Source organism: Jeotgalibacillus sp. R-1-5s-1, assembly GCF_004405105.1.
Lineage (GTDB): Bacteria > Bacillota > Bacilli > Bacillales > Jeotgalibacillaceae > Jeotgalibacillus.
In genome coordinates this window covers 40,667-65,935 of record NZ_SORW01000046.1, presented here as the reverse complement: position 1 = coordinate 65,935, position 25,269 = coordinate 40,667, and the positions used below count along the sequence as shown (strand labels likewise).

The 25,269-nt window shown below is 42.9% G+C and carries 24 protein-coding genes and 1 riboswitch; of the genes, 15 read left to right on the top strand and 9 right to left on the bottom strand.

All coding sequences use genetic code 11. The features are described 5' to 3' along the window. Positions 1-205: 205 nt before the first annotated feature. Both E2491_RS14345 and E2491_RS14340 read left to right on the top strand, forming a co-directional pair. Entirely contained in the window at positions 206-1,042 is an 837-nt protein-coding gene (locus E2491_RS14345; RefSeq protein ID WP_134376319.1) for a formate/nitrite transporter family protein, read from the top strand. Positions 1,043-1,594: 552 nt separating this feature from the next. Then, the gene (locus E2491_RS14340; RefSeq protein ID WP_134376318.1) at positions 1,595-3,214 is read left to right on the top strand and encodes an FAD-dependent monooxygenase; all 1,620 of its coding nucleotides are present in this window, start codon (positions 1,595-1,597) and stop codon (positions 3,212-3,214) included. A 36-nt stretch (positions 3,215-3,250) separates the two neighbouring features. On the opposite strand, the gene E2491_RS14335 is transcribed toward E2491_RS14340, so the two are convergent. Next, entirely contained in the window at positions 3,251-3,580 is a 330-nt protein-coding gene (locus tag E2491_RS14335) for a DUF3784 domain-containing protein (RefSeq protein ID WP_371414486.1), read from the bottom strand. 159 nt (positions 3,581-3,739) lie between these two features. On the opposite strand from E2491_RS14335, the gene E2491_RS14330 reads away from it, so the two are divergent. From E2491_RS14330 to E2491_RS14315, 4 genes are all read left to right on the top strand, one after another. Next, positions 3,740-4,678: an NAD(P)-dependent alcohol dehydrogenase gene (locus E2491_RS14330; protein ID WP_134376317.1), complete on the top strand. Its 939-nt coding sequence runs from the start codon at positions 3,740-3,742 to the stop codon at positions 4,676-4,678. A gap of 111 nt (positions 4,679-4,789) precedes the next feature. Further along, a complete protein-coding gene (locus tag E2491_RS14325; protein WP_134376316.1) occupies positions 4,790-4,984 on the top strand; it encodes a hypothetical protein in 195 nt (64 codons plus the stop codon). A 360-nt stretch (positions 4,985-5,344) separates the two neighbouring features. Beyond that, positions 5,345-6,085, top strand: a complete 741-nt coding sequence (locus tag E2491_RS14320) for a hypothetical protein (RefSeq protein ID WP_134376315.1) — start codon at positions 5,345-5,347, stop codon at positions 6,083-6,085. Continuing rightward, entirely contained in the window at positions 6,082-6,804 is a 723-nt protein-coding gene (locus tag E2491_RS14315) for a hypothetical protein (RefSeq protein ID WP_134376314.1), read from the top strand. The genes E2491_RS14320 and E2491_RS14315 overlap by 4 nt, the downstream gene beginning before the upstream one ends. A gap of 66 nt (positions 6,805-6,870) precedes the next feature. On the opposite strand, the gene E2491_RS14310 is transcribed toward E2491_RS14315, so the two are convergent. After that, positions 6,871-8,169, bottom strand: coding sequence for a M48 family metallopeptidase (locus E2491_RS14310; RefSeq protein WP_134376313.1), 1,299 nt, complete (start codon positions 8,167-8,169; stop codon positions 6,871-6,873). A gap of 86 nt (positions 8,170-8,255) precedes the next feature. After that, the gene (locus E2491_RS14305) at positions 8,256-8,822 is read right to left on the bottom strand and encodes a TetR/AcrR family transcriptional regulator (RefSeq protein ID WP_134376312.1); all 567 of its coding nucleotides are present in this window, start codon (positions 8,820-8,822) and stop codon (positions 8,256-8,258) included. A 275-nt stretch (positions 8,823-9,097) separates the two neighbouring features. Here E2491_RS14305 and E2491_RS14300 point away from each other — a divergent pair, with 275 nt between their 5' ends. The 3 genes from E2491_RS14300 to E2491_RS14290 all read left to right on the top strand — a co-directional run bounded on the left by E2491_RS14300 (position 9,098) and on the right by E2491_RS14290 (position 13,831). Beyond that, positions 9,098-11,038, top strand: a complete 1,941-nt coding sequence (locus tag E2491_RS14300) for an efflux RND transporter permease subunit (RefSeq protein WP_244093970.1) — start codon at positions 9,098-9,100, stop codon at positions 11,036-11,038. 2 nt (positions 11,039-11,040) lie between these two features. Further along, positions 11,041-12,858 carry a YhgE/Pip domain-containing protein gene (locus tag E2491_RS14295; RefSeq protein ID WP_166805898.1) on the top strand — a complete coding sequence of 606 codons (1,818 nt, stop codon included), beginning with the start codon at positions 11,041-11,043 and terminating at the stop codon, positions 12,856-12,858. Between the two features lie 430 nt (positions 12,859-13,288). After that, entirely contained in the window at positions 13,289-13,831 is a 543-nt protein-coding gene (locus E2491_RS14290) for a histidine phosphatase family protein (RefSeq protein ID WP_134376309.1), read from the top strand. Positions 13,832-13,900: 69 nt separating this feature from the next. Here the strand turns inward: E2491_RS14290 and E2491_RS14285 are convergent, their stop codons facing one another. Next, a complete protein-coding gene (locus tag E2491_RS14285; RefSeq protein ID WP_134376308.1) occupies positions 13,901-14,458 on the bottom strand; it encodes an isochorismatase family protein in 558 nt (185 codons plus the stop codon). A 124-nt stretch (positions 14,459-14,582) separates the two neighbouring features. Here E2491_RS14285 and E2491_RS14280 point away from each other — a divergent pair, with 124 nt between their 5' ends. The 6 genes from E2491_RS14280 (at position 14,583) to E2491_RS17770 (ending at position 20,627) form a co-directional block, all read left to right on the top strand. After that, a complete protein-coding gene (locus E2491_RS14280) occupies positions 14,583-15,725 on the top strand; it encodes a winged helix-turn-helix domain-containing protein (RefSeq protein ID WP_166805897.1) in 1,143 nt (380 codons plus the stop codon). Between the two features lie 62 nt (positions 15,726-15,787). After that, positions 15,788-17,062 carry an MFS transporter gene (locus tag E2491_RS14275; protein WP_166805896.1) on the top strand — a complete coding sequence of 425 codons (1,275 nt, stop codon included), beginning with the start codon at positions 15,788-15,790 and terminating at the stop codon, positions 17,060-17,062. An 82-nt stretch (positions 17,063-17,144) separates the two neighbouring features. Next, positions 17,145-17,247, top strand: a riboswitch (SAM riboswitch). Positions 17,248-17,364: 117 nt separating this feature from the next. Beyond that, positions 17,365-18,678, top strand: coding sequence for a Na+/H+ antiporter NhaC family protein (locus tag E2491_RS14270; protein WP_134376305.1), 1,314 nt, complete (start codon positions 17,365-17,367; stop codon positions 18,676-18,678). Positions 18,679-18,818: 140 nt separating this feature from the next. After that, positions 18,819-19,268, top strand: coding sequence for an RNA polymerase sigma factor (locus E2491_RS14265; RefSeq protein ID WP_244093969.1), 450 nt, complete (start codon positions 18,819-18,821; stop codon positions 19,266-19,268). 1 nt (position 19,269) lies between these two features. Then, complete coding sequence (locus E2491_RS14260; protein WP_134376303.1) at positions 19,270-20,472, top strand: hypothetical protein; 1,203 nt, start codon at positions 19,270-19,272, stop codon at positions 20,470-20,472. Positions 20,473-20,495: 23 nt separating this feature from the next. Next, positions 20,496-20,627: a hypothetical protein gene (locus E2491_RS17770; RefSeq protein ID WP_256369359.1), complete on the top strand. Its 132-nt coding sequence runs from the start codon at positions 20,496-20,498 to the stop codon at positions 20,625-20,627. Positions 20,628-20,759: 132 nt separating this feature from the next. On the opposite strand, the gene E2491_RS14255 is transcribed toward E2491_RS17770, so the two are convergent. From E2491_RS14255 to E2491_RS14235, 5 genes are read right to left on the bottom strand one after another with little or no spacing between them, the layout of a single operon-like run. Beyond that, entirely contained in the window at positions 20,760-22,208 is a 1,449-nt protein-coding gene (locus tag E2491_RS14255) for a PTS mannitol transporter subunit IIBC (protein ID WP_134376302.1), read from the bottom strand. Between the two features lie 23 nt (positions 22,209-22,231). Beyond that, the gene (locus tag E2491_RS14250) at positions 22,232-22,669 is read right to left on the bottom strand and encodes a PTS sugar transporter subunit IIA (protein ID WP_134376301.1); all 438 of its coding nucleotides are present in this window, start codon (positions 22,667-22,669) and stop codon (positions 22,232-22,234) included. Between the two features lie 26 nt (positions 22,670-22,695). Next, entirely contained in the window at positions 22,696-23,859 is a 1,164-nt protein-coding gene (locus tag E2491_RS14245; protein ID WP_166805895.1) for a mannitol-1-phosphate 5-dehydrogenase, read from the bottom strand. Between the two features lie 30 nt (positions 23,860-23,889). After that, on the bottom strand, positions 23,890-24,450 hold the full coding sequence (gene hxlB, locus E2491_RS14240; RefSeq protein ID WP_134376299.1) for a 6-phospho-3-hexuloisomerase: 561 nt from the start codon (positions 24,448-24,450) through the stop codon (positions 23,890-23,892). Beyond that, the gene (locus tag E2491_RS14235; RefSeq protein WP_134376298.1) at positions 24,451-25,155 is read right to left on the bottom strand and encodes a ribulose-phosphate 3-epimerase; all 705 of its coding nucleotides are present in this window, start codon (positions 25,153-25,155) and stop codon (positions 24,451-24,453) included. Between the last annotated feature and the right edge of the window lie 114 nt (positions 25,156-25,269).

Below are 25,269 nucleotides of genomic sequence, written 5' to 3'. Positions count from 1 at the left end.
GCATACATATAAAACAGAAGAAACAGTGCAGAGATGGGGTCTGTCCCTAGGTCTACTTTAGGACCAGAGATAGACCCTATCTCAACAGTAAATTAACTTACTACTCCGACAATAATAAACCCTATTGTACTGTGAGCGCTTACCATCCTACACTTATATGTGAATTGAATCACAAAAATTTACATGGATTTCAGGATGGTGAAGGATGGAAACCTCTACGATAGATAAGTTATTGGGCGCGGCGGCGATGAAACGCGATTTGCTAAGAGAGCAGCCGAATCATTATATCGTGCGTGCGATGCTTGCGGGTATGTATGTGGGAATGGCGGTTGTGATGGCATTCCGCCTGGCACAGCCTTTTTATGAAGCTGGGTCTCCGGCGACATATTTTATTAATGCGATTTTCTTTGGTGTCGCGTTCTGTCTCATTTTATACGGGAAAACAGAGCTGTTTACGTCAAATACGATGTACATGGTCGTTGGTGCGATGAAGAAAACGACGAACTGGATGGATACGCTGCGTGTTTGGGGTGCATGTTATCTCGGAAATCTGGTCGGCATTTTATTTTTCACAGGTCTCATTATCATGACCGGTTTATTTGCAACGATGGACCCGTCTGAATCGTATCTGATCACAGCCGCTGAAAAGAAGATGAACCTGCCTTATTCCGAAATGTTTTTCAGAGCGATTTTAGCGAACTGGCTTGTGTGTCTGGCTGTTTGGATTCCGCTTCAGGTTAAGGATGATATCGCAAAAATTGCGCTGATGATTTTGTTTGTATTTACGTTTTTCATTTCAGGCTATGAGCACAGCATTGCCAATATGGCGCTGTTTTCGATTGCGTTAACAGCTCCGCATACAGCGCTAGTGACGATGCAGGCTGCGATTGAAAATGTCGTGATCGTAACACTTGGCAATATCGTCGGCGGTGCGTTTTTCGTTGGCGTGCTATACACTTATTTGAATTCAGCGAAAAAAGAAGCTGCTGTTCAATCTAAAGTGAAAGCAGCTTCAGGAGAACGTACAGCGTTAGAGAAATAAGAGTGGGGATGCCTCACTCTTTTTTATATGGGAAAAAATGATTTAGTTTGCCGCGGAAGCGGGCTGATTGATGCCGGATCGTGTGGCGTCGCGTCAAAAAGTAGCGTTACAATTATTTTGTGGAACAGTACAATTTTGAATTGGAACAGTACATTTACTTTGAGGAACACGACAAATAGAGTGCTCTGAAGAGGCTGCAATACAATTAATTATTGAAACGATGAATATAGAAAGGGAAACAGTACATAAACTTCCGCAAACGATACAAATCCAAGCAGTCGCACCCGCTCCCCCGCAAATGGTACAAATCCCAGCCAGCAATCCGCTCCTACCTTCCCGCATCAAAATCACCCTACATCCAAAAAAACCTTACCTAACTACATCCAAAAAAACCTTACCTAACCTGATTGTTCTCCCCAAATACGGGTATCGTACCTTAAACCCATCAATATCCACACTGAATTTCAGCACTGTTCCTAGCCATACCCCGTAATTGTTTATATAATTTATAACAACAGGCTCAATATCCATATCACGGAAAGGAGCACCCTCATGACTTCTATTATTGAAACAGATGTCCTTATCATTGGTGCCGGCCCCGCTGGTCTGATGGCGGCCAATGAACTGCAAAAACGGAATGTTGATTTTGTGTGTCTTGAAAAAAGACCGGGTCCGACGAGGCTGTCAAAAGCGCTTGGGATCCAGGCAAGAACGCTTGAGCTGCTTGAGTTTCTTGGGATTCACAAGCAGTTTCTTAAAGAGGGGTATCCGGGTCCTGGTGCCAAGCTTCATTTAGCGGGTGAAAAGCCTTCTTATGTAGAGTTATTTCATATTAAAAGCCGTTATCCGTATTTATTTATTCTTCCTCAAAATGAAATCGAAGCGCTTTTCATTGAGCATCTGGAGAAATCAGGCGGTTCGATTCAGATGGAGCATGAAGTTGTTGATATGAGCCAGAGCAGGGATGGCATTCTGGTAACTGTCAGCCATAACGGCGTGCATAAAAAATACGCAGCAAAATATGCGCTGGCCTGTGACGGAGCGCACAGCAGGGTTCGCGATCTTCTCGGCATTGATTTTGTCGGAGAAGATGAGGGTTACACCTTTTTTACCGCAGATGTCGAGATCCCTGGGTTAAATGAGATTTACATTAATATGCACCTGAATGACCGTGGAGCTGTTGCGGTATTTCCTTATAAAGACGGCAGCTACCGCGTTGTGGGAATGGACCGTGCGAAGCAGGGACTTCCTTATAAAAAAGAGCTGAAACTTGAGGAGCTGCAGGAGAGTCTCGATCGCATCCTTGAAGTTCCATACCGCGTGGAAAAGCCGAGGTATTTATCCTCGTTTGGTACAGCTCACCGGCAGGTAAGGCGTTACCGGATCGGCAATGTGTTTTTCCTTGGTGATGCGGCTCATATTAATAACCCACTTGGCGGTCAGGGGATGAATCTTGGTCTTGAGGATGCATCCAACCTTTGCTGGAAGATCGATACGGTGCTGAGAGGTCTGGCGGACGAGTCGTTTTTAGATAGCTATAACGAGGAACGCTACCCGATTGCACAGGGCGTGATTCGCGATACGACACGTGAACTGAAAGCCATCGATTTAAAAGGTCCGGTTGGTAAGGTGCGTAACTGGTCCGGTAAAGCAGCGCTGAGCCAAAGCTGGGTGCAGCCAAGGATTGCAAACTACCTTTCCCACATTCATCATGAATATCATAAAGTCAAACGCAATAAGCTGATGAAAAACACGGCTTTATCAAGAAAAGCCGTTCAGCCTGGTCAGCGTGTGCCGGATCAGACACTGTTTTTTGAAGGGAAATCTTCTGCGAGGCTGTATCAGTTTATTCACAAACATAACTTTGTCTGTCTGATTTATATTGATTGTTATGATGAAAAGCTGATTCATTACGCACATTCACTCTCTAAATTGTTCAGCGAATTTTATCCGGACCTGATCAAAGTATTTCTCGTTGCTAGAGGTGGAACGGTTCAGATTGAAGAAGATCGTCTGCCGATTATTTATGATGTTCACCGTAACATTGAACGCAACCTGGGCATGGAGAGAGGGAATGCTCTGCTGATTCGTCCGGATGGCCATGTGGCGTTTCACGATCATTCGCAGGATGCTGAAAAGTCACTTGAAATGCTCGAAACATTTTTATCATAAGAAAAAGCAGGTGAGCGGATCACCTGCTTTTTCTATTTATGAAAGATGTTTCTTAAATCGATCCTTTGTATTTGAATAAATCAATGTGAATATGATGAGGCCAAATAGCAGGATTAGTCCTATTATAAGTAAAGTCTGCTGATCCAACAGTTCACTTAATCCCATCAGAAAAATGCTGAAGCTGATACCAAACATAACCTTCCCCATGAATTTGCATATAGCGGTTTCATCATACTGTGCTTTTTCATTTTTAGGCATGGTATTATAGCCCGCAATTAAAAATGCACCCTTCCCTCTTGATAAAACGATTGCCATGATTAAAAGTGGAACCATCACGATAAAGTTAACCACTGCTCCTACCATCATCCACGCCTCCAGTTCTCACGTTCTCTTATCTTCTTTACGTCTGTTTGAATGGTGTGGTTTCAAACAGGTTTAAAAAATCTGTCGAACTTATGCAGGAATATGGTTCCTTTGCGTCGTAATTCCTATTTAACAAAATAAAGCTTTGCGAGGAGGTACACGATGAGAGCAGTGATTTGTACCGCATATGGTCCGCCGGATGTGTTAAAGCTTCAGGAGGTTGAAAAACCTGTGCCTAGAGAGTTCGATCTTCTGATTAAAGTTCACGCATCAGCCGTTCAGTCAGGGGATCGCCGTGTCCGTTCGCTCGATGTGCCGGCAGCCGGAAAGTTCCCGATGAGGGTAGCGCTTGGATTTAAAGCGCCAAGGAACCCTGTTTTAGGTGTTGTCGTAGCAGGTGAAGTGGTGGAAACAGGCAGTCGCGTTCAGCACTTTAAGGTGGGAGATCGTGTTTATGGGCTGACAGGAATGCGCTTTGGCGGCTATGCAGAGTACGCATGCCTCAAGGAGCACAAATGTGTCCAGCTCATGCCTCTGAACGCAAGCTTTGCAGAAGCAGCCAGTCTGCCATTTGGCGGGACAACAGCCCTTCATTTTTTGCGCAAAGTGAAAATCCAAAAGGCAAAGACTGTCTTAATTTATGGAGCATCAGGGGCAGTAGGTTCCATGGCGGTTCAAATTGCTAAATATTATGGTGCCCATGTGACAGCTGTCTGCAGTGGACGTAACAGAGAACTTGTTAAAAGTCTTGGGGCAGACGTGGTTGTTGATTATACAAAAGAAGGATATGACCAGGAGCTGACAACGTATGACGCTGTCTTTGATGCGGCAGGAAAGATTAATAAAAAGATGGCTCGCAAACATGCCGGGGAACAGGGACTTTTCAGTTCAGTTGCCGGACAGGGCGTTGCGACGGAATTTAAGGAAGATCTGACCCTATTGAATCAAATGTTTGAAGCAGGAAACCTGAAAGCCGTCATTGATTCGATTTATCCAATGGAGGAAATCGTCGCAGCCCACCGTTATGTGGACGCCGGACAGAAAGTTGGCAATGTCATTGTGTCGGTGGTACATGAGGAAGAACAGAAAATACCGGTTTAAATAAAAAAGTTGGCTCCATGAAATGAAAATGGAGCCGGCTTTTTATTTGACTCCGTATCATTAAATCCCTGTATTTGGTATAATAGATCATAATAAAAGGAGGATGACCATATGAGTACAAGTAAAGCAAAAAAGAAACGGCTTCATGACAGACGTAATGGCGCATTTGATGTGGAAATGAAACGAGGCAGTGCGGGAATCAGCACGCATGTCAGAAAAACAAAAACGAGAAAAGAGAAGCTTGATCAGCTTCACAAGAAACACAAAAACTCAACATCAGGGTGGAGGGTAGAAAAAGTTGCCTGATGGAATAAGGAATAGAAAAAGGAGAGCTCTGATCAAGTCTTGGTTGAAAGCGTTGGTGATGCTTCTGATCATGACAGCTGTCTGCGTTGTCGGTTATTTCCGGTTTGTTTACACGGAGCCAGCTTACACAGAAGAGTTGAGCACTGAAATGACAGACATGATAATAGATTCTAAATGAAAAAACAGGCTCCAGTTAAGACTTTAATTGCTGTATATCTTGCTGGAAAACGTGAAAATTCATTTGAATATGATCATTCTGAAGCGATCTGAGAGGGTCGTTTTTTTTGGACTGATTTGGATTTTTAACCTCAAATTGTTAAGATAGTTGTATTCATTTTTTAACAACACGGGGGGTTTAGTGTGGAATTTACTTTCAATATGGACTTTAGTGTTATTTCTATACTTTTATCAGTGATGATCTGGGGAATTATTATTCTTCTGATTCGCAGAGTTTATGTTGCACAGCCAGAAGGAGAACGGCCGAAGGTCATAAAGCTGATCATTGTATTTTTAGTCGGTTTATTTTCATTTTCAATTGATCTCCCTTTTTCAGGTGAGATACTAAAGGTCTCAATTCTTCCATTAGGTGTGTGGGTTTTATACTGGATTTTAAAGCGTAGAAATCGATGGGGGAACTACAGAAAATATGCATGGATAGGTTTTTTCAGTAATTTTCTATTTCTTGCATCTGTCCTGCTGACAATTTGGCTGACGGATCTGATTTATCCTGAAGATGAATTGGAAACCTACATATCTGATGTATCGAATGCAGAATTAATGGTTTCTCATCCAACGGGTGATCAAGCAAGTCTCGATACAGAGAGCCTTAAAAGCTCTATTCAATCATTCCAACTCGCGGATACTGATGTAATTGAGTGGTATCATGACTCGGAGGATTGGGATATAGAAACAAATGAGCCAAAAGAGGAAGATGAAAAATTCCCTTATCTTTTAATCAATACAGAAAATCAGCAAAAACTGCAGTATCTGATTTACATAGAATCGGATGGGAAAGGCCTGCTTGTAACTACTAAAGATCAGCAGTATTATTTCCGATCGGATGAAGCCGAATTTTTATTGAAGGGAGAGGATGAATCGTGAAAAAACCGCTCCTTTTCATCAGTATTTTTGCGGTTATTTCCATCATATCCGTTTACTTTATTTATCAACATTTTGTACCGGACGAATTTTTAACAGAAGAGGATATGCGATCTGAGTTTAGTCTGGCAGATCGTGAAAGAACGATTCAGGACGTCATTAAAGTGGATGATCAAACTTATTTTGTACCTTACCAATTTGGGGAGGAGGCTTATGGGGCAAGTGTCTGGGTATGGCTTGATGGAAAGTGGGAGAACGTCGGTGATGGAACGACCTCCGGCTTGCACTTGTTGAGTACTGATCAGGGGAAAGAGTATGTATATTGGAATGTTCACCCTGATGATCGAGTTGAAAAATGGGAAACAGTAATGAAGTTTGACCGGAATTACAGGATTTTTTCTCCTGATGGAAAGGTACAGCATGAAATCTATTACCCAGGTATCGAATTTAAAAAAGAGTTTGAGAGTGGTAATAAAACATACGGGATTGTTGAACTGCCTGAAGAATGGTCAGAACAAGCAGCATTTGAAGAGGAGTTTCCAACGGAACCAAGTATGATACCTAGCAAAAATGCCTTTACTTATGAATGGCAGGCTTTTGATGAGGATGGGGAAGTAATTGTTCACTTGGAGAATACACTTGAAGAAGGGGGAGGAGGTACTTTTGGAGGAAACTATGCCAGACCGCTCTCTCAGGTATCATTGCAGGAGAGTGAAGAATGATCCATCACGATTCTTAAAAATAAACCAGAAAAGCACCGGGCCCCCGCCCGGTGCTTTCTCAATCCATTATTGCATCATCCACATCTCAAACTCTTCCACACTGTCCAACCCAAGATAATTAATTGGGGTGTCACCGTATGGGTCGGCCATTTCAGGGTCTGCGCCGTATTCATATAAGATTGCGGCCATTTCTTTATCATCATAGAAAACAGCCTGCATCAGCGGTGTTGTGTTGATATCGATTGTGTTCGGATCTGCGCCTTCATTCAGCAGCATTTCCATCATTTTGAGATCGGAATTATATGCAGCATATAATAACGGCGTAGTACCTTCAGAATCTCCTTCTTCTAAGCTCGCGCCTTCATTAATCAAAGCTGAAACAGCCTCACTATCACCTGAATTGACGGCATCGATTAATGGCGTCGTTTCATAAAGGTAGTCACTGTCATCAAAAAGAGCGTCCTCAGATGCTGCGAGTTCATCCGGGATCAAGGACCCGAACACCACACCAGCAAGCGTGATACTAACGAGAACGGCTACGTAAGCGCCTGTTGCTCCACCAACTAACAATCCGGCACCAAGCGCAATACGTCCCGGCTTTTGTGTATAGGCATAAATTGAATTAGGATTCATAAAACGCTCGACTGAATAAATGCGTTTCGGTAAATTTGGATGAGTAGAAAGAATTTCACTGATCCAGACCGCTCCGTGAGATTCTGATTCAATCTGCTCAAGATACGCATCTTCATTGACTTCACGATACATCACTTTTCCAACACCAAGCAGCGTCAATGCGCGTTTCGCGGCTTCTGCATTTTGTGTGTAGTAAGCAGCTTCGCGGTCACACGTATACTCGCATGAACGGCTGTATGCCTGTGCGAGAAACGGGATGAACTGGGCAGGCATGGTCAGGATGTTTTTCCATATGTGGTTTCTTTTAATATGAGAAAGTTCGTGTGCAATAATGAAATCAAGCTCCTCTGAACCATTCTGTCTGGCAAGCTCAAACACTTCTGAATACACCACAATCATGTTGCGACCGAAGAATCGCGTCGCAAAAGCATTGAGCGCACCTTCACTTTGAACGACAAAGAAATCAGGTGTGTTCTTCAGCCCCATCTCCTTTGATAACGCAACAGCCCGTTCATAGACGTCCGGGAACTGACGCTCGCTGACCCGGACGCCGTTTCCACGGATCGATCCAAGCATGAGTGCGTTCATAAATAAAACAACCATTAAAACCGCAAGTGCGATACCGATTCCGACAATGGAGATGGCAGCACCGATATAGACCATGACACTAAATACAATCGCAATGACAAAATAAATGGTTTCTCTTTCTGACTTAATTCCACGTTGATTCATTTCTATATTCCTCCTGATATTGTCAACCATTTCTAAATAGTAGCCGATTTACAGGAGGAAAACAATATGAATATAGTAAAATTTCTTTATTCAAGATAAGAGAATCCGTAGTTTACAAAGCTGTTAATCATTTTAGCGAGGTCTTCCGGAGACTGGTCCATGTCCTGTTCGATCCAGTCTTTAATGACATGAATGGCACCACTGATCACAAAAGTACTTAAATACCTTGATTCTTCAGCATTTACTACATTTTCCTTCATCCAATTATTGATCATATATTGGCGGGTCAGCTCCATCAGCTTTTTTTCAAAAGTCGGTGAACCGTTGGATTGCAGCAGAGTTTGCAGTACAAGCTTGTTCTCAATAATATAATTGAGGATTTTCTGTGTAATCTGAATGGCTTCCTCTTCCGCCTCATAACTGTAGGTTTGGAGGTACTGGTTCATATCCTCAATGATTTCTTCTTCGATTTTATTGAGCAGATCCAGATGATCCGCATAGTGCGTATAAAAGGTAGACCGGTTTATATCAGCCATTTCACAGATTTCCTTGACGGTAATAGAGGAGATTGGTTTTGTTGCCAGCAGTGAAATGAGGCTGTCTTTTAATACTTTCCGTGTATAACGTTTGCGGTGATCGAGCTTTTTTTTCATTAGAGAGATCCCTCCCGTTGTTAACAATTTGTGAAATTCCAACACTTTTTTAAAATGTGTTGGATAACTGACATGCGTTTGCAAACTGTTTGTTGAATATCCAACACGGTGTCCATACAATAGTAGAGTACAGAATTGGGACTTGCAAGAGAGGATGACGACTTATCGACTGGACTAGCCGGGTCATTAAACATAAAAGAAGTATTGTAATCGTATTTTTCATTTTAGCGCTCGTGAGTGTAGCCGCTCAGTTCGCTGTTTCGGTTAACTACAATATGGCTGACTACTTACCGGATGATGCACCGTCGATTGAAGCGGTGGAGCTGATGGAGCAGGAATTTGATGAGCCTGTTCCAAATGCCCGGGTCATGATTCAGGATGTGACGGTTACAGAAGCACTCCAGGTGAAGCAGGATCTTGAAGAAATAGAAGGGATCAGCGCCGTCACCTGGCTTGACGATGTAATGGATCTCACGGTGCCGCTTGAAATGGCCGATCAGGACATGCTTTCTTCCTATTATCAGGATGGAGCGGCTCTGATTTCGGTCACAATTGAGGAAGAGCAGGAAGTCGCAGTGACCAATGAAATCTATGATCTGATTGGAGAAGATGGGACGATCACGGGTGAAGCCGTGACAACGGCTGTTTCGCAGACGATGGCAGGCGATGAATCCATGTATGCCGCGCTGCTGCTCGTACCGATTATTATCATCATCTTAATTTTATCAACGAACTCATGGGTGGAACCGGTGCTGTTCTTAACGGCAATTGGGGTTTCGATCCTGATTAATCTGGGGTCGAATATCTTTTTGGGAGAAGTGTCGTTTATCACGCAGTCGGTTGCACCGATTTTGCAGCTAGCCGTGTCACTGGATTATGCGATCTTCCTGCTGCACAGCTTCTCAGATTACCGCAAGCAGGTATCCGACCCTACAGAGGCGATGAAGCTTGCGATGAAGCGATCCTTTCCGGCGATTATTGCCAGTGCCTCTACGACTTTCTTTGGGTTTATGGCACTGACCTTTATGGACTTTGGGATTGGCTCTGATTTAGGTATTAACCTTGTGAAAGGGATACTGCTAAGCTTTATCAGCGTCATCATCTTCCTGCCGGCGCTTACACTGATGTTTTATAAATGGATTGATAAAACGCAGCACCGTCAGTTTATTCCTGACTTTAAAAACGTCGGGTCAAAAGTGATGAAGCTGAGAGTTCCGAGTCTGCTTATTGTCATGTTACTGATTGTGCCGGCCTTTTTGGCGCAGAGTAATACGACATTCATTTATGGAGCGGGTGAATTTCCAGAGGATACACGTGCCGGTCAGGACGTGGTGAAAACAGAGGAAGTGTTCGGGAAAGAAATGCCGATGGTGCTGCTTGTTCCGGAAGAGGACCGCGGGACAGAAGAAGCGCTTGTGCAGGAGCTTGAAGGGTTGCCGAATGTTTCAAGCGTGATGTCTTACGTAAATGTCGTGGGGGCTGCAGTCCCACCTGAGTATCTGGATGAAGCTGTGACTGAACAGTTTTACTCCGGCAATTATGCGCGAATTACGATCTTTGCACAAACGGATGCTGAAGGAGAAGCTGCTTTTTCGCTGATCGAACAGGTGAAGGAGACAGCAGACCAGTATTATGATGATACACACCTGCTAGGTGAAAGTGTGTCGCTGTACGATATACGCGAGATCGTTCAGGAGGATAATACTTTCGTAAACATCATGACTGTTGTGACTGTGGGACTGGTTTTATTAATCACTTTCCGCTCCTTATCTATACCGGTCGTACTGCTGCTGGCGATTCAGGCGTCCGTCTGGATCAACCTCGCAATCCCGTATTTTACAGATGCGCCGCTTGTCTATATCGGCTATTTGCTGATCAGTACGATTCAACTGGCTGCAACGGTGGATTACGGCATTCTGTTTACTGAAAACTATTACAAGCTGAGACAGGAAATGAGCGCGATGCAGGCGATTAAAAAGACGATTGATGAAAAGCTGTTTGCGATTTTTATCTCAGCCTCCATTTTATCAAGTGTCGGTTTTATCCTGTGGCTGACATCAACGAATCCGGTTGTATCATCGATCGGTCTGTTACTCGGCCGCGGAGCGCTGCTGGCGTTTGTCATGGTCGTGTTCGTCCTGCCGGCGATGCTTGTTGTTTTTGATAAAATCATTGAAAAAACGTCATGGAAACCAAACTTTTATAAGGGGAAATGAACATGAAATTAAAGCGCACAACAGCCACCTTCACGGCATTTCTTCTGGCTATGCCAACGATTCTCGTATCTGCTGAATCAGAGGAGCCTGCAGAGGACTCTTCTGCTCAGGGACCGGGTGCTTTTGATAAAAAAGATGAAGTCATTTATGCGAATCTGGATTCATCAGGCGCGCAACAGGATCTTTACGTCGTCAATAACTTCACGGTTAGCGAGGAAGGCACCATCACGGATTACGGATCGTATTCGAGCGTGCAGAACTTAACAGACCTGACTGCTATCGAGCAGGAGGATGACCGGATAGAGTTCACAGCACAGGAGGATGAATTCTATTACCAGGGGAACCTTGATAATCAGGCTCTGCCATGGGAATTTGATATCACCTACGAACTGAACGGTGAAGAAATGACTGCTGAAGAGCTTGCCGGGGAAGAAGGCGAGCTTCAGATTCAGATTGATACCGCTAAAAATGAAGAGGGACAGGAAGTATTCTTTAACAATTACCTGCTTCAGATCACGATGACCTTTGACTCTGAGCGGTATAAAAACATTCAGGCACCGGATGGCACGATTGCCAATGCAGGTAAGGACAGACAGGTAACCTTTACTGTGCTTCCTGAATCCGAGGAATCTTTTACCGTCAACGCAGACGTAACAGATCTTGAAATGGATTCCATTCAGATCGCAGCTGTACCATCCAATATGGCGATCGAAGCACCGGATACAGAAAACCTGAAGGAAGAAGTGATGCCGCTTGCGGATGCCACATCAGAGGTCAACCGCGGGGTCGGCGAGCTGAGAGATGGAGTAGCTGAGCTGAACGATGGTGTAGGCAGTCTTTACAACGGCTCAGCACAGTATCTCGACGGCATTAACCAGCTCCAGGCAAATTCAGGATCCCTCGTTGAAGGCTCTGATTCCATTAAAGGAGCACTGCAGCAGCTGAGTCAGGCAGTCGGAGCGGGATCAGGCAATATGAATCTCAGCCAGTTTACAGAACTGACAGGCGGCTTACGTCAGATTGCCGGCGGTCTTGGTGAAGTTCAGGGTGGTTTAACGGAACTCAGCGGCCAGTACAGCCAGGCATATGGAGCTCTGGATCAGGCAGTAGCAGCCATCCCGGACGCCTCCGTTTCAGAGGCTGACATTCAGGCCCTTTATGAAAGCGGAGCGGATCCGGCAACGGTTGATCAGCTGGTACAAAGCTATCAGGCATCGCTCACTGTAAAAGAAACGTATAACGCAGTCAGCCAGGCGTTTGATGCCATTTCACCGGCACTTGAAACGAGTGCAGGTGCACTGACTGACCTGCAAAGCACGCTGAATACGATGGCAGATCAGCTTGAAACGAGTCTTTCTGCTACCAATATGGACGAATCCCTGCAACAGCTGCAGGAGGGGCTTCAGACACTGTCTGCGAATTATGATCAGTTTCATTCAGGACTGGTTTCATATACCGGCGGCGTTGGAGAGCTTGCGAACTCATACGGTGAATTGCACAACGGCTTAGCCGGTGTAAATGAGGGAACAGGAGAGCTTGAAAACGGCGCTGCCCAGCTAAACGACGGTACAGCTGAACTCGCTGATGCTACGAGTGACCTGCCGGATCAGATTGAAGTCGAAATCAATGAACTGATCGGAGAGTTTGACAAATCCGATTTCGAGCCGGTTTCATTTGTATCCGAGCAGAATGAAAACGTGGAAACCGTTCAGTTTGTCATTAAGACAGCGGCGATTCAGAAGCCGGATGAAGAGCAGACAGAGGATGCGGTTCAGGAAGAGAAAAGCTTCTGGGATCGTTTAGTGGATTTGTTCAGGTGATGATTTGACCTTCTCACAGTATATGTGGGGAGGTTTTTTAGATTTGTGCAGGGGTCACCTCATGAAGGAGGATCACGCGGAAGCGGCTGTGTGGTTTGATTGTGGGGCTGCTCCGCGGGATTCCATCACTTGAGTGAGAGATTCAATCGTTTCAGAATTTTATTCCATCTTTCTGGGAATTATTTCAGTCTTTTGAGAAATTAATTCCCTCACTACCTCAAGCAGCCTCATTTTTTCCATCACAACACCCTGTTAATTCCTTCATTCCTGACCGTCATTCAATCGTTTCAAAATTTAATTCCATCACTTCCAATTCAAGGATCGGGACTTTCATTAGACATCCATCTAACTTGCACACATTGTATGATAAAATATGTAAAAAGAAATTTCAGTATTCTGTTAACAAGGACCAAAAATGGGGGATAGGGTTATGATTTATGTCATCAGGCACGGCCAGACAGATTTAAATTTGCAACGAAAAATGCAGGGCAGAACAGGGCTTCCGTTAAATGAAAACGGTATTTCACAAGCACATTCATTGAAGACTGAACTACAGAATGTGAAATTTGATTTCGTATATTCTTCACCACAGGAAAGAGCAGTCCAGACAGCGGAGATAGTGACAGGGAAACAGGCACTCACAGATGAAAGGTTAAATGTGATTGATGTAGGTGAGGCTGATCAATTACCAGTGAAAGATATACATATGAAAGGGCCGTTACCCGATCCTGACGTGTATAAAGGGGTAGAAGATCCTGAGTTGTTTGCAAAACGGATTTTCAGCTTCATGCATGAAATCGAGAAGAAACATGGAAATGATAATGTAAATATCCTATTGTCTGGACATCGTTGCACAACGGGCTGTATCGGTGCTTATTTTGAAGGAATACCTGAGGATCGAAATGTTTTAAAATTTTCTTCAGACACTGGGAAATATCAGGTTTATGAATTTAGTACAACACATGGCCAGTGAACCCTGACAACAGGAATGAATATTTATATTTAAAAAAGTTTCCCAGTTTGCAGGGAAACTTTTTTCGCGTTAACGATATTCATCGTGTGTCGGAGTAAACAATTCTTCAGACGACTGACGGACAAGAGAAAAGTGTTCAACGTTATAGTGTCCATGGAGTGTCGAATTATGATGCGCAATAATCTGTTCACCAGATAAGGCAGCTGAATCTGATGTAGAATGGGCATCTCCCACTAAGGTGACATCGAACCCATTAATGGTAGCAGTGCGAACAGCAGTATCAATACAATGCTCCGTTTTGCAGCCGGCAATGACGAGGTGGCCAATTTCCTGCTCCTTCAAATACTCAAGCAAAGGCGTCCCGTGAAATGAATTCGTTGCATATTTTTCGAATTTCACTGCCCCTTGCGGAATGTTAATGTCCTGATGTACCTCGAACCCATCTCCCTCTCCATTGGCTAAATCTTTATCACGGATAAAAATAATCTTACTTTCAGCACCAAGCGCCTTTTGAATGACAAAGTTGATATTTTTGATCAATAATTCCTTATTTACAATGCCAGCTTCCTGTTCATTTCCTTCAATCAGCTCCTGCTGGGCATCAATGACGATTAAAGCATGTTTCAATTTGACTGCTCCTTTCCTGTTCCTCACGCTACTATTCTGTTATCCGGGTGAAATCTCCTTTAATTTCCACGTAATCAAGAATTATCGATATAATAAAAGAAAACTTGTTATAAAAGGTGATTTCATGTCTCAACTAACCTTTAATCTTGCAGACTATACTGCATCGTATAAAGGCACTCAAGTTCAATTATTAAGAAAAGAATTTTTTCTTTTACAGTTTCTTTATGAACGTGCCGACCAGGTATTTTCGAGGTCTCAGCTGCTCGATGCGGTTTGGCCGATGGATGCGCCTACAGACAGAACGGTTGATGATCATATTTACCGTTTGAGGAAGAAACTGAAGAAGCTGTCTGATTTTATTGTGATAGAGACCGTAAAAGGTCATGGATATGTGTTGAAGAAAATTGATGTTGGAATGGATGACGCAGCCTATCAGGATCCGGAAATAAATAAGATGCTTGAAGGTCTGATTAAGCGATATCATCTATTTGGTCATGGAGAAGCCATGCAAACGTTTATTGAGGAAAAGCATTTAGGGTTTATGGTTCCGGAAGAATATAAGCCTGTTTTTGCCTTTATGAAGGCTGATATTGACTGGTTCATCAATGATCATGCCAATATGGATCAAAAACTGTATTACATGATTCATATTTATCACACTCAGACTGGCAATTTTCGTGAAGCCATTCAGTATATTCAGCGTGGACTCGAGAAAGAGGTGTTTTCTGAAAGATCACATTTTGAAGCTGAGACATTAGGTTTGTTTTATTTATTTGTAATGGATCAAGACCTTAAAAAAGCTGATCGACAGTTTAAGTCGATGACGTTAAAATACCCTGAACTGCTGAAATCTGATCACGGATTTAACCCTTCCCTTATGAATTTTAGGTTGATTCTATTGCTATGCGGTGGAGAAACGAGTGAATTTAATCGACTATTTATTGAGATGGAACAGTTTTATCAGAATAATCCTTTGCAAAGGGAGCTTGGCATATTTTATGTGATCACTGGAATTCTCCATCTCCAGCGGGGCTCGTTTAAAAAAGGTCGTGAGGATATAGAGCAGGGATATCATGTGGTGAAAAATACAAAGTTTACATCTCATCTCTTTTTTTACTTTGAAATCACGCTTCTCTTACTAGATAAACTTAAATTGGATGAAGAATTATTTATGCTTTTAAAAGCAAAGGCAGACGAAATGAAACGGGAGTATTTGCCGGATCGAAAGGTAAGTCTGGTAAAACAGCGTCTGAATCTGTTCATTTGATCATCCTCTGACATTGAGCCACTAAACTGATGATATTAATCAGGAAGCAGGGTGATTGTTATATGTCAGCAGGTAAATTAGATCGTTCTATTTGGGGCAATCGTTTGTTTGTAAAGATGTTTTCGTCTTATTCAATTTCTGTCATGGGAAATTATTTTGATGCTGTCGCGATTATGATTCTATTTGGATTCGTCTGGCAGGCAGATCCCTTTTTAATCGCTTTAATTCCCGTTGCAATGGCATTGCCGCAAGCGCTATTAGGTCAGTTCTCAGGAGTGTTTACCGACCGGACTGACAAGCTGAAAATGATGTTTTTGGCTGATCTTATCAGTGTGGTGTTGACGCTTATGCTGGTCTTCGTTTCGGGTCCATGGCTCGCGCTACTCATCATTGCGTGCAGATCAGTGGTGAATGTGATTCATTATCCTGCTCAACAGGGGATGGTAAAAGAGGTGGTGCCAGAGCATCAGCTTGTCCAGGCTTTTTCTTTAAATGGAATCATGCTGCAGTTTTCTAAAATTGCAGCACCGTTAATTGGAGGCGTAATAGCAGGAGCAGTATCACCGCAAATATGTATTTTGATCAACGCAATAATGCTCATTATTTCGTGTTTTGTTTTATTCAGTATGAGAAGAGAATATTCAGTGTTTGAAAAAGATTCTTATGCTATGGCTCACAATAATAGAGGTGATTTTTGGATTTCATGGCGTGAAGGCTGGCTGATCATTTTTACCAGCCGTCCACTATGGGTCAGCTTTATGCTCGCTTTTTTAGGTTTACTTACAATCCAGATGATTGATATTCAATTCACTACATGGTTCAGAGAGCTGTCACCTGATCAACCTGAATTAATCGGTTATCTGTTTGCCTCTTCCGGAGCGGGTGCCGTTGTCATGATTGTGCTGTTAAATCGATTTTCAAATCTGCGGGATTACGGTTGGCTCATGGGTGGAAGTCTTGCCTGTGTTGGAATTGGATTTGGAGGAATTGGATTACTTGAGGCAGGATTCCCTTTATGGCAGCCCATCATTTTCGGTGCTATCATTGGTCTTGGTGTGGGTTTATACTCGGTGGGATTTCAATATATCATCCATAAGCATACTTCGAAAGAGAATATTGGGAGAGTATCAGGTATTAATCAGACCATATCCAGCTTGTGTGTTGTAGTTGGCCCATTAATCGGTGGGATACTTGTCAGGTTATTCGGTGCAGGTGCGGTTTTTATGTTTGTGGGGTTATTTTGCTTGCTTATAGGGATGGTTGCTTTTACCCTTAGAAATGTATTATGGAAGGAAACGGTTTCAGCCGCTCAGGTAATCAGCGACGAAATAATATGAATCTTCCGAAGTTAACAAGATCTGTTGACATCCTTTTTTAAATCTTTTATCATTCAACAATCAATTAAATACCTGCAAGACCTTCTTATGAAGAGAGGTGGAGGGACTGGCCCTTTGAAGCCTCGGCAGCAGACTTAAAAAAGTACTGTGCCAATTCCAGCAGGCATTTGCCTGGGAGATAAGAAAAGTGGTTTGCTTTTGATTAAAAGCTTCTTCCTTTTCTTAAGGGAGAAGCTTTTTTATTTGGTGCAGGTTTGAAATTTAAGAGATTTGTTTAAACAAAAGGTTGGAGGTGCGTTCTTATGACGAATCAGGAAATTCCTCAGAGTAATCCGTTTGCTCTGATTCCGTTTGGCATATTTATCTTGTTATTTATTGGATCCGGTGTGATTACAGGTGATTTTTATTTAATGCCGGTGCTGGTTGCGTTATTTATTGCTATTTTAGTTGCGTTACTGATGAATCGTAAAACTGATTTTCAGACAAAGGTAATGCAGCTGTCTAAGGGTGGAGGTCATCCGAATATTATTTTAATGGTCATTATTTTTCTTTTAGCCGGAGCCTTTGCATCCGTAGCTGATGGAGCTGGCGCAGTAGATTCGACGGTCAATCTTGGACTGTCCTTTTTACCGCAGAATCTGTTGATCGTCGGGTTATTTATTATCGGATGTTTTATCTCTATTTCGATGGGGACATCAACAGGTACAATTGTGGCGCTGGCACCGATCGGACTTGGTGTGTCGGAGCAGACGGATATCGGCGTCGCGCTTGCGATGGGTGCGATTGTGAGTGGCGCGATGTTTGGTGATAACCTGTCCATTATCTCAGATACGACAATCGCAGCAGTCCGCACGCAGGGCACTAAAATGAAGGATAAGTTTAAAGCAAATGTAAAAATTGTTTTGCCGGCTGCGATTATTACAGCGATCATTTTTGCTGTGATGACGGCAGGTTCGAGTGCCACGCTGGAGGAGTCTAATCCTTACAACCTCCTGCAGGTGCTTCCGTATTTAGGTGTACTGATCTTTGCGATTGCAGGGGCAAACGTGATTCTTGTTCTCCTTGGTGGGATTATCTTTGCCGGAATTGTCGGTCTCGGACTTGGGGAATTCAGTCTGCTGACGCTGATCGAGCTGATTGGAACAGGATTTTCAAATATGTTTGAGCTTGCGATGATTGCCATTTTACTTGGCGGACTGGTAGAGCTCATCAAACAGAATGGTGGAATTGAATTTCTGCTTCAGTCTGTTACAAAACGCGTTAATTCAAAGCGTGGTGGAGAAGCAGGGATTGCCGGTCTTGTAAGTACGGTGAATTTTGCTACAGCGAACAATACGATCTCGATCATCACGGCAGGTCCACTTGCAAGACAGATTTCAGAACGATTTAGCATTGATAACAGAAGATCTGCAAGTCTGCTTGATATTTTCTCGAGCTCTGTACAGGGACTCATCCCTTACGGTGCACAGCTGCTCGCGGTAGCGGGTGTCGCAGGCATTTCGCCAGTGGAAATCGTACCATTCTGTATTTATCCAATGCTGATCGCATTATCAGGGATCATCGCGATCGCCATTCAATTCCCACGCTTTAAAACGCCGGGTGTTGTAGAGGATTAAGGTGAAAAGCTTCTCTCTTTGAGGGGAGCTTTTTTCTATGGGGAAAATTATTTTTAAAAAAGGTCCAACACTTTCCGATGCAGAAACGTTATATACATGAAACCACGAAAAAGTGAGTGAAGCCGATGGAGTCCAGTGAGTTGTATCAGGAATTGGAAACGGATCTGCGCAGGTTTGCCAGGTCAATTGCAAGACATGAACAGGAGGCAGATGACCTGATCCAGCAAGCTGTGATCAAATCTCTCGCTCATGAAAGTATGCTGCAGAACCTGCCTGTTCATAAACAGCGTGCCTGGTTTTTCAGGGTGATGAAAAATCAGCTGGTTGATGACCGGAGAAAAGAGCAGCGGCTGACGGGGTGGGAGGATGACTTTGAGCAGATCAGACTGGATCAGAGATTTACTCATATTGAGGTAATAGAATTACTTGCCGATCTGTCACAGGAATACAAGGATATTATCTTTAAGCGGTACTGGATTGGATTATCAAGTAAAGAGATTGGTAACCAGCTGCAACTGCCTGCGGCTACGGTCCGCTACAAATTAAGTCAGGCGTTGAAACAATTAAAAAAGAAATTGGAGGAAGACTAACATGAAGAAACAGCGAATTGGGAATGTAGGAGTCATTAATTTAACGAAAGCGACGGAGAAAACGGTCTCTGAAATCGAAAGCATTGAAAATGTAGGTTGTATTATTTATTCGAGAGAGACGGCTCACTTGTTATCTTCATTAAAAAGTAAAAACGTTGGGGCAAGCATTGAAATAAACGGAGAGTTTAAAACCCTTACAGGTGAAACCGTTCTGTCACGGCAATACTTTCAGTCAATTGTGGACCCCGTTCAATTACTTACAGTTGGAAGTGTTATTTTCGATGATGACATTGAAGAAGAAGACCTTCAAGGTAAAATCGAAGGACTATATGTTGTTGGCTCGATAGTCTCTCCGGTACATTTGCAGGGAATCATTCAAAGCAAAGTAAAGCATATGACTGGCATGTCTGAAACGTATTCAGGTGAAAAGCCAAGAACAATCAATGGGAAACATGAGCTGACTAACGCATACCTCGATTCAATACAGTCTTCTGTGAAGCTGACCGTAAACGGAAAGTTGACTCTTGAAAAAGACTTATCTGTTGAAGAATTAAAGACAAAAATTGAACATCTCACTGTAAATGGATTGTTCTATTTCCATGAATCTCAGGAATCAGCTGTATTCGCTCTTTCACACACGGTTAACGGGGAAACAGTCAAAATCCCGGAAGGTTTTACTTTACTGACTTCATCACAGTCTTATTCAGCACGTACGTTGCGCCGCCTCAAAGGAGCAAAGCTCATGACATCAAAACCGATCTATTTTGAAAACGACGTGACCCGTGAGCAGTTGGAGCAGGCGATTGATCAAATCCAGACGACCTCTATTGTTGTGGTAAATGAAAATCTTGAAGATCTGCTCTACGAGAAGACAAATATTGAGGCTGAAATCCTGTCATATGAGGGACAATACGTGCTGATTGAAAACGATGAACAGTGGGCCACAGAAGAGTATGCAGCCTACGATAAACCGGTCACACTCATTGTAGCTGGAAAGCTTAGATTTGGAGAAGATCTGGATATCTCAGAACTCAAAACGACGATTAAACACATCGACCTTTTGGGCACAATGATAGCAGATACACCAGAAATCAGAGGGACGGTTAAGGCGCTTCTCCGATTAAAAGAAGGTAGTGTAGAAGGTGCTGAACAGCCGGCTGATTCTGACTATGATGTTGCGAATTATGGTGAACTCAGCTTGTAAACAGAAGGCAGGTGAACATAGAGATGTACTATCAGGACAGAAGCCTCATCGAAAGCAAGATGAATGACCGCCGTAAGCAGGTTGAGGAGCAGAGACTGGCAAAGCGTGTAAAAAAGCGGAAGGTTAATAAAGACGAGATGTGGAGTATTTTTTAACATAGAGCCCGAACTGCTTTAAAGGATCGTTTATTGGTGGTAAATGAACATAAATAAGATCCCAACCGAACTTTATCATGACAAAGTTTGGTTGGGATCTTTGAGTTTACGATTAAAATGATAGGTAAAGGTTTAATCTTTACTTAATTGATCTAAAAGCTCATCCAGGCTCGGATCATTCAGGTAACTTTCAATCGTAATGATTTTCTTATCACCGTGTGCCATTCTTGCACGATCCGATAAATTCTTGTGAACAACAATGATATCTGATGATTCAGGTACATCCTCAATACGGTAATGCTTGACTTCGATATCGGAAATACCTTTCTTTTGCAGCTTCTTTCTAAACGTAGTCGCGCCTAATGCACTACTTCCGGCACCTGCATCACAAGCGAACGAGATCTTGCTGATTTCCTGTGTTGTTGCAGTGTCAGCTGCAAAGTTCATTAACTGTTTTCCTTCAGCCTTCATCGATTGTGATTTAGCGATTGAGCTCGTTAAGTCAGCTTCATCATCTGTGTTTTTATCAAGCTTTAGTATAATTGACGTTACTGCAAACGTTACAGCAGCAGCGACTAAGACACCTGAAATGATGCCGAGGAAATTTCCTCTTGGTGTCAGAGCAAGATAAGCGAAAATAGAGCCCGGGCTAGGTCCTGCTACAAGTCCGGCATCAAAGAAGCTGAATACAGCAATCCCTGACATACCACCGGCAATCATCCCGATAATTGTAAGTGGTTTCATTAATACGTATGGGAAGTACAATTCGTGGATACCACCAAGGAAGTGGATAACGATCGCACCAGGTGCTGTTCTTCTTGCGATTTTAGTTCCAAAAAGCGTGAAAGCAAGCAATAGTCCAAGTCCCGGTCCAGGGTTTGAAGCAACTGTAAAGAAGATTGATTTTCCAGCTTCAAGCGTATCCTGCATGCCGAGTGGATAATAAATACCCTGATCAATAACGTTATTTAAAAATAATACTTTCGCAGGTTCATTGACTAACGAAAGCAGTGGCAGGAAGCCTGTCTGTACGAGGGCTTGAATGGCCGAGGTCATAGCGTCATTTACATTTTCAATGACTGGTCCAATGAACAGGAAGGATACGATCATCAAACCGAAACCAAGTATACCGATTGAGAAGTTATTGACGATCATTTCAAAACCGGCAGGAATTCTGTTTTCGATCAGCTGATCAAATTTCTTGATCACATATCCGCCTAAAGGTCCGATAATCATTGCACCAAGAAACATTGGAATATCAGAGCCGACGATCAATCCGATGGCCCCGATCGCACCCATCACGGCCCCTCTTTGGCCGGCAACCATTCTTCCTCCTGTGTAAGCAAGAAGCAATGGGAGGAGGTAGGTAATCGCCGGGCCAACGATTTCACCAAGCTGTTCGTTAGGAATCCAGCCAGTAGGAATAAATAGAGCAGTCAAAATACCCCATGCAATAAATGCGCCGATATTCGGTAATACCATATTCGTCAGGAATCCACCAACAGCCTGAATTTTAGCGCGGACAGATGGTTTTTTTTCCGGCGTATGACTATGCTCTTCAAAGTTCGCCACGTTTGTCATTTCTTTCACATCCCCTTTATTGTTTATTCAAGTGAATTGATCAAACTAATAACCTCTTCTTCAGCATTGGCGTGTTTTAACTGCTCCATGACGTCCTCATCAATCAGCAGTGATGACAGGTCTGAGATCAGCTCGAGGTGACCGTTACTGTCTTCAGCTGCAAGGACAAACAGAATGTTTACTTCTTTGTCTTCAGGATACGTTACGCTATTTTCAACTTTTAGAAATGAGATCCCGGTCTTTAAAACTCCTCCCTGATTTTGAGCGTGCGGCATTGCAATACCAGGCGCAATCACGATATATGAGCCGTTGATCTGTACATTTTTGATCATATCCTGAACATAATCTTCTGTAATAAAGCGCTTACTTAAGAGGGGGGCAGCTGCCACTTTTATTGACTCCTCCCATGTTGGCAATTCATCCGTAAAATAAATATTTCCTTTTAAAAGATCAGCTAACATTCTTAAGTTCCTCCTCTAATTCATGACTAAACAGACAATCTTTTTTTCTTTAAAGCATTGTACTTGTTGCTTATTTCTTCAATTAGTTCAGTGTTTTTAATACCACTAATTTCTTCGACCGCCTTGTTGATTCCTTTTGCAGAAATGAATTCCTGAAGCTTTTCTGATTCTTCATCCTCGGGGTTATCAAACAGAAAGCCTGCAGCAATCGCTTCTGACAGATAGTTGACAGGCACCCCGGCATTGAATAATGTTAACGCCGGCTTCAGCATTCTTTCATTATTGCCAAGCTTACGGATAGGTGATCTGCCTACTCTTTTCACATCATCATTCACACGGGGGTTTTTAAAGCGGCTCAAAATTTTATCAATAAAATCATTCAATTCCTCAAGATTGGCGTCAAATTTCATCTCGATGTAACGGGCTGCTTCCTGCATCGATCCTTTTACGATAAATGCGATCTCAGCATCTTCAAGTGTTTCCCTGATGGTCTGGTATCCAGCTAAATGGCCCAGGTAAGCAGTAGCGGCATGTCCCATATTGACGATACAAAGCTTTCTTTCAATATAAGGCAGCAAATCATTTGTATAGGTTACGCCCTGCAGAAGGGGAAGATGGTCTTCAATTCTTTCGGATTGATCAATGACCCATTCATAGAAGGGCTCTACCATAGGGATTTCCCCGTTATCGCCTGGCCTTGAAAGTGCCAATCGATCCACTGCAGTATTTGGAAAAGAAGTCATTTCGTCGATGGCTTCGGCTTCACCCTGAGTTAAGTTTTTATAAACCTCTGTTTTCAGGGTTGAACTTGCATGAATGGCATTTTCATTCGCCATGATATTGATTTCCCTGGGATTTGATTTCACTCGTTTTTTCAATCCCTCAGCAAGGATAACCGCGACCTTCGAAAGGTTCTGAACACCTACAGATGTCGTAATGATATCAGCATGAACAATGCTACCTATAACCTCATTTTGCTGGGTGATGCTGTTTAGAGCTGTAACAGATGAGATTGTTTCCATATGAAGCTCTTCACTTAGAATTTCAACCTCATAACGGTTGTGTTGATTAATATCGTCAATCATCCGCTGATTAACATCCACAAAGCAAACGTCATAGCCATTTTTACTAAGCAAATAACCGATAAATCCTTTTCCGATATTCCCTGCTCCGAAGTGTAATGCGCGCATCTTCATGTCTCCCTTGTAAAAGATTTTCACTCACTCGAGGTTTGCGTGGAACTCCCAAAGATTTTTCATGTTAATTTGCTGTTCCTTAATCATGATCAAAGCTAACGTATCTCCGAGTAACAGCAGACTTTGTTCGAACAGACTCGTCATTGGCTGAACGGATGGAATTTCATTAGGTTTGTTTAACTTCGTAGTCACCGGGATCCGTACAAAAACGTCAGCAAATTCTCTCATAGAGCTTTCAGGGTTTGCTCCAATGTGGGCAACTCTTGCATTGTGCTGCTTAGCTTTTTTAGCAATGATGAGCGGGAAGGCTGTTTCTCCGCTGCCTGAACCAACAATCAGCAAATCCTTTTCCGTAATAGCAGGTTCAGTAATCTGGCCTACGATATACGTGTTAACTCCGAGGTGTGCAAGTCTTTTCGCTACTGACTTGAGTGATAGCAACACTCTCCCGACACCCACGAAGAATACTTTGTCCGCCTTGCTGATTTCATTTAGCAGCAGTGCAACTTCTTCCTTATTAATGCTTTGTAATGTAGTCGTCAGCTCTTTCGTGATCTCATCAACTGATTCAAGGTATTGGTTCATTTATTTTACCTCCTCGTATAAACCTTTCATAATTTGCTCGTCCATCAGCTTTTTATTTTCCTCAAGGCTCTGGTTCGCGGCAAAAAGGCTTGTGCTTCCGGCAACAAGAATATCTGCACCAGCTTTCACTAATTCAGGAATGGTTTCGAATGAGACTCTTCCATCTACTTCAATGCGTGTATTTAATCCTTTAGCATCAATCAACTGACGCAAATCCTGAACTTTTTGTGCAGCATATGAAACCTGTTTTTCGTTCTTATCAGTGGCGAAGCCCGGGTTGATCAGCATGAGTAAAACGGTGTCACATAAAGGCAGGATGTATTCAAGCTCTGATAGTGGCGTTGCAGGATTTAATGCAATTCCCGCCTTCAGTCCGCTTTTCTTAACCAGCTGCAGGTGTCTGTCAATGTGATTACTCGTCTCTAAATGGAACGTAATCTGGTGAGCACCAAGCTGAATCATTTCCTGAATAAAATACTCATTCTCTTTTGCCATAATGTGCACATCAAATTTCATGTTTGTGCGTGTTTTTAATTGTTTGATTGTATCGATTCCAAGTGGCATGCTCGGGCTGAAGTATCCATCAATGACATCGACATGTAAAAGGTCAAGACCTAAATCCTGAATTTCATTAACGCTGCTCTCTAGATTGCAAAGGTCCGCACACATAATGGACGGCGCAATATCGATTTTTCTTTTATGCACGTTAGTGCCTCCTTGTAATTGTTTTTGCTTGTTTTTAATTATTATAAGCGCTTTCAATTAATATGTAAAGCCTGTTTTTGCGTTTTTGAGCACGTTTTGTGCATGTTTGTTGCT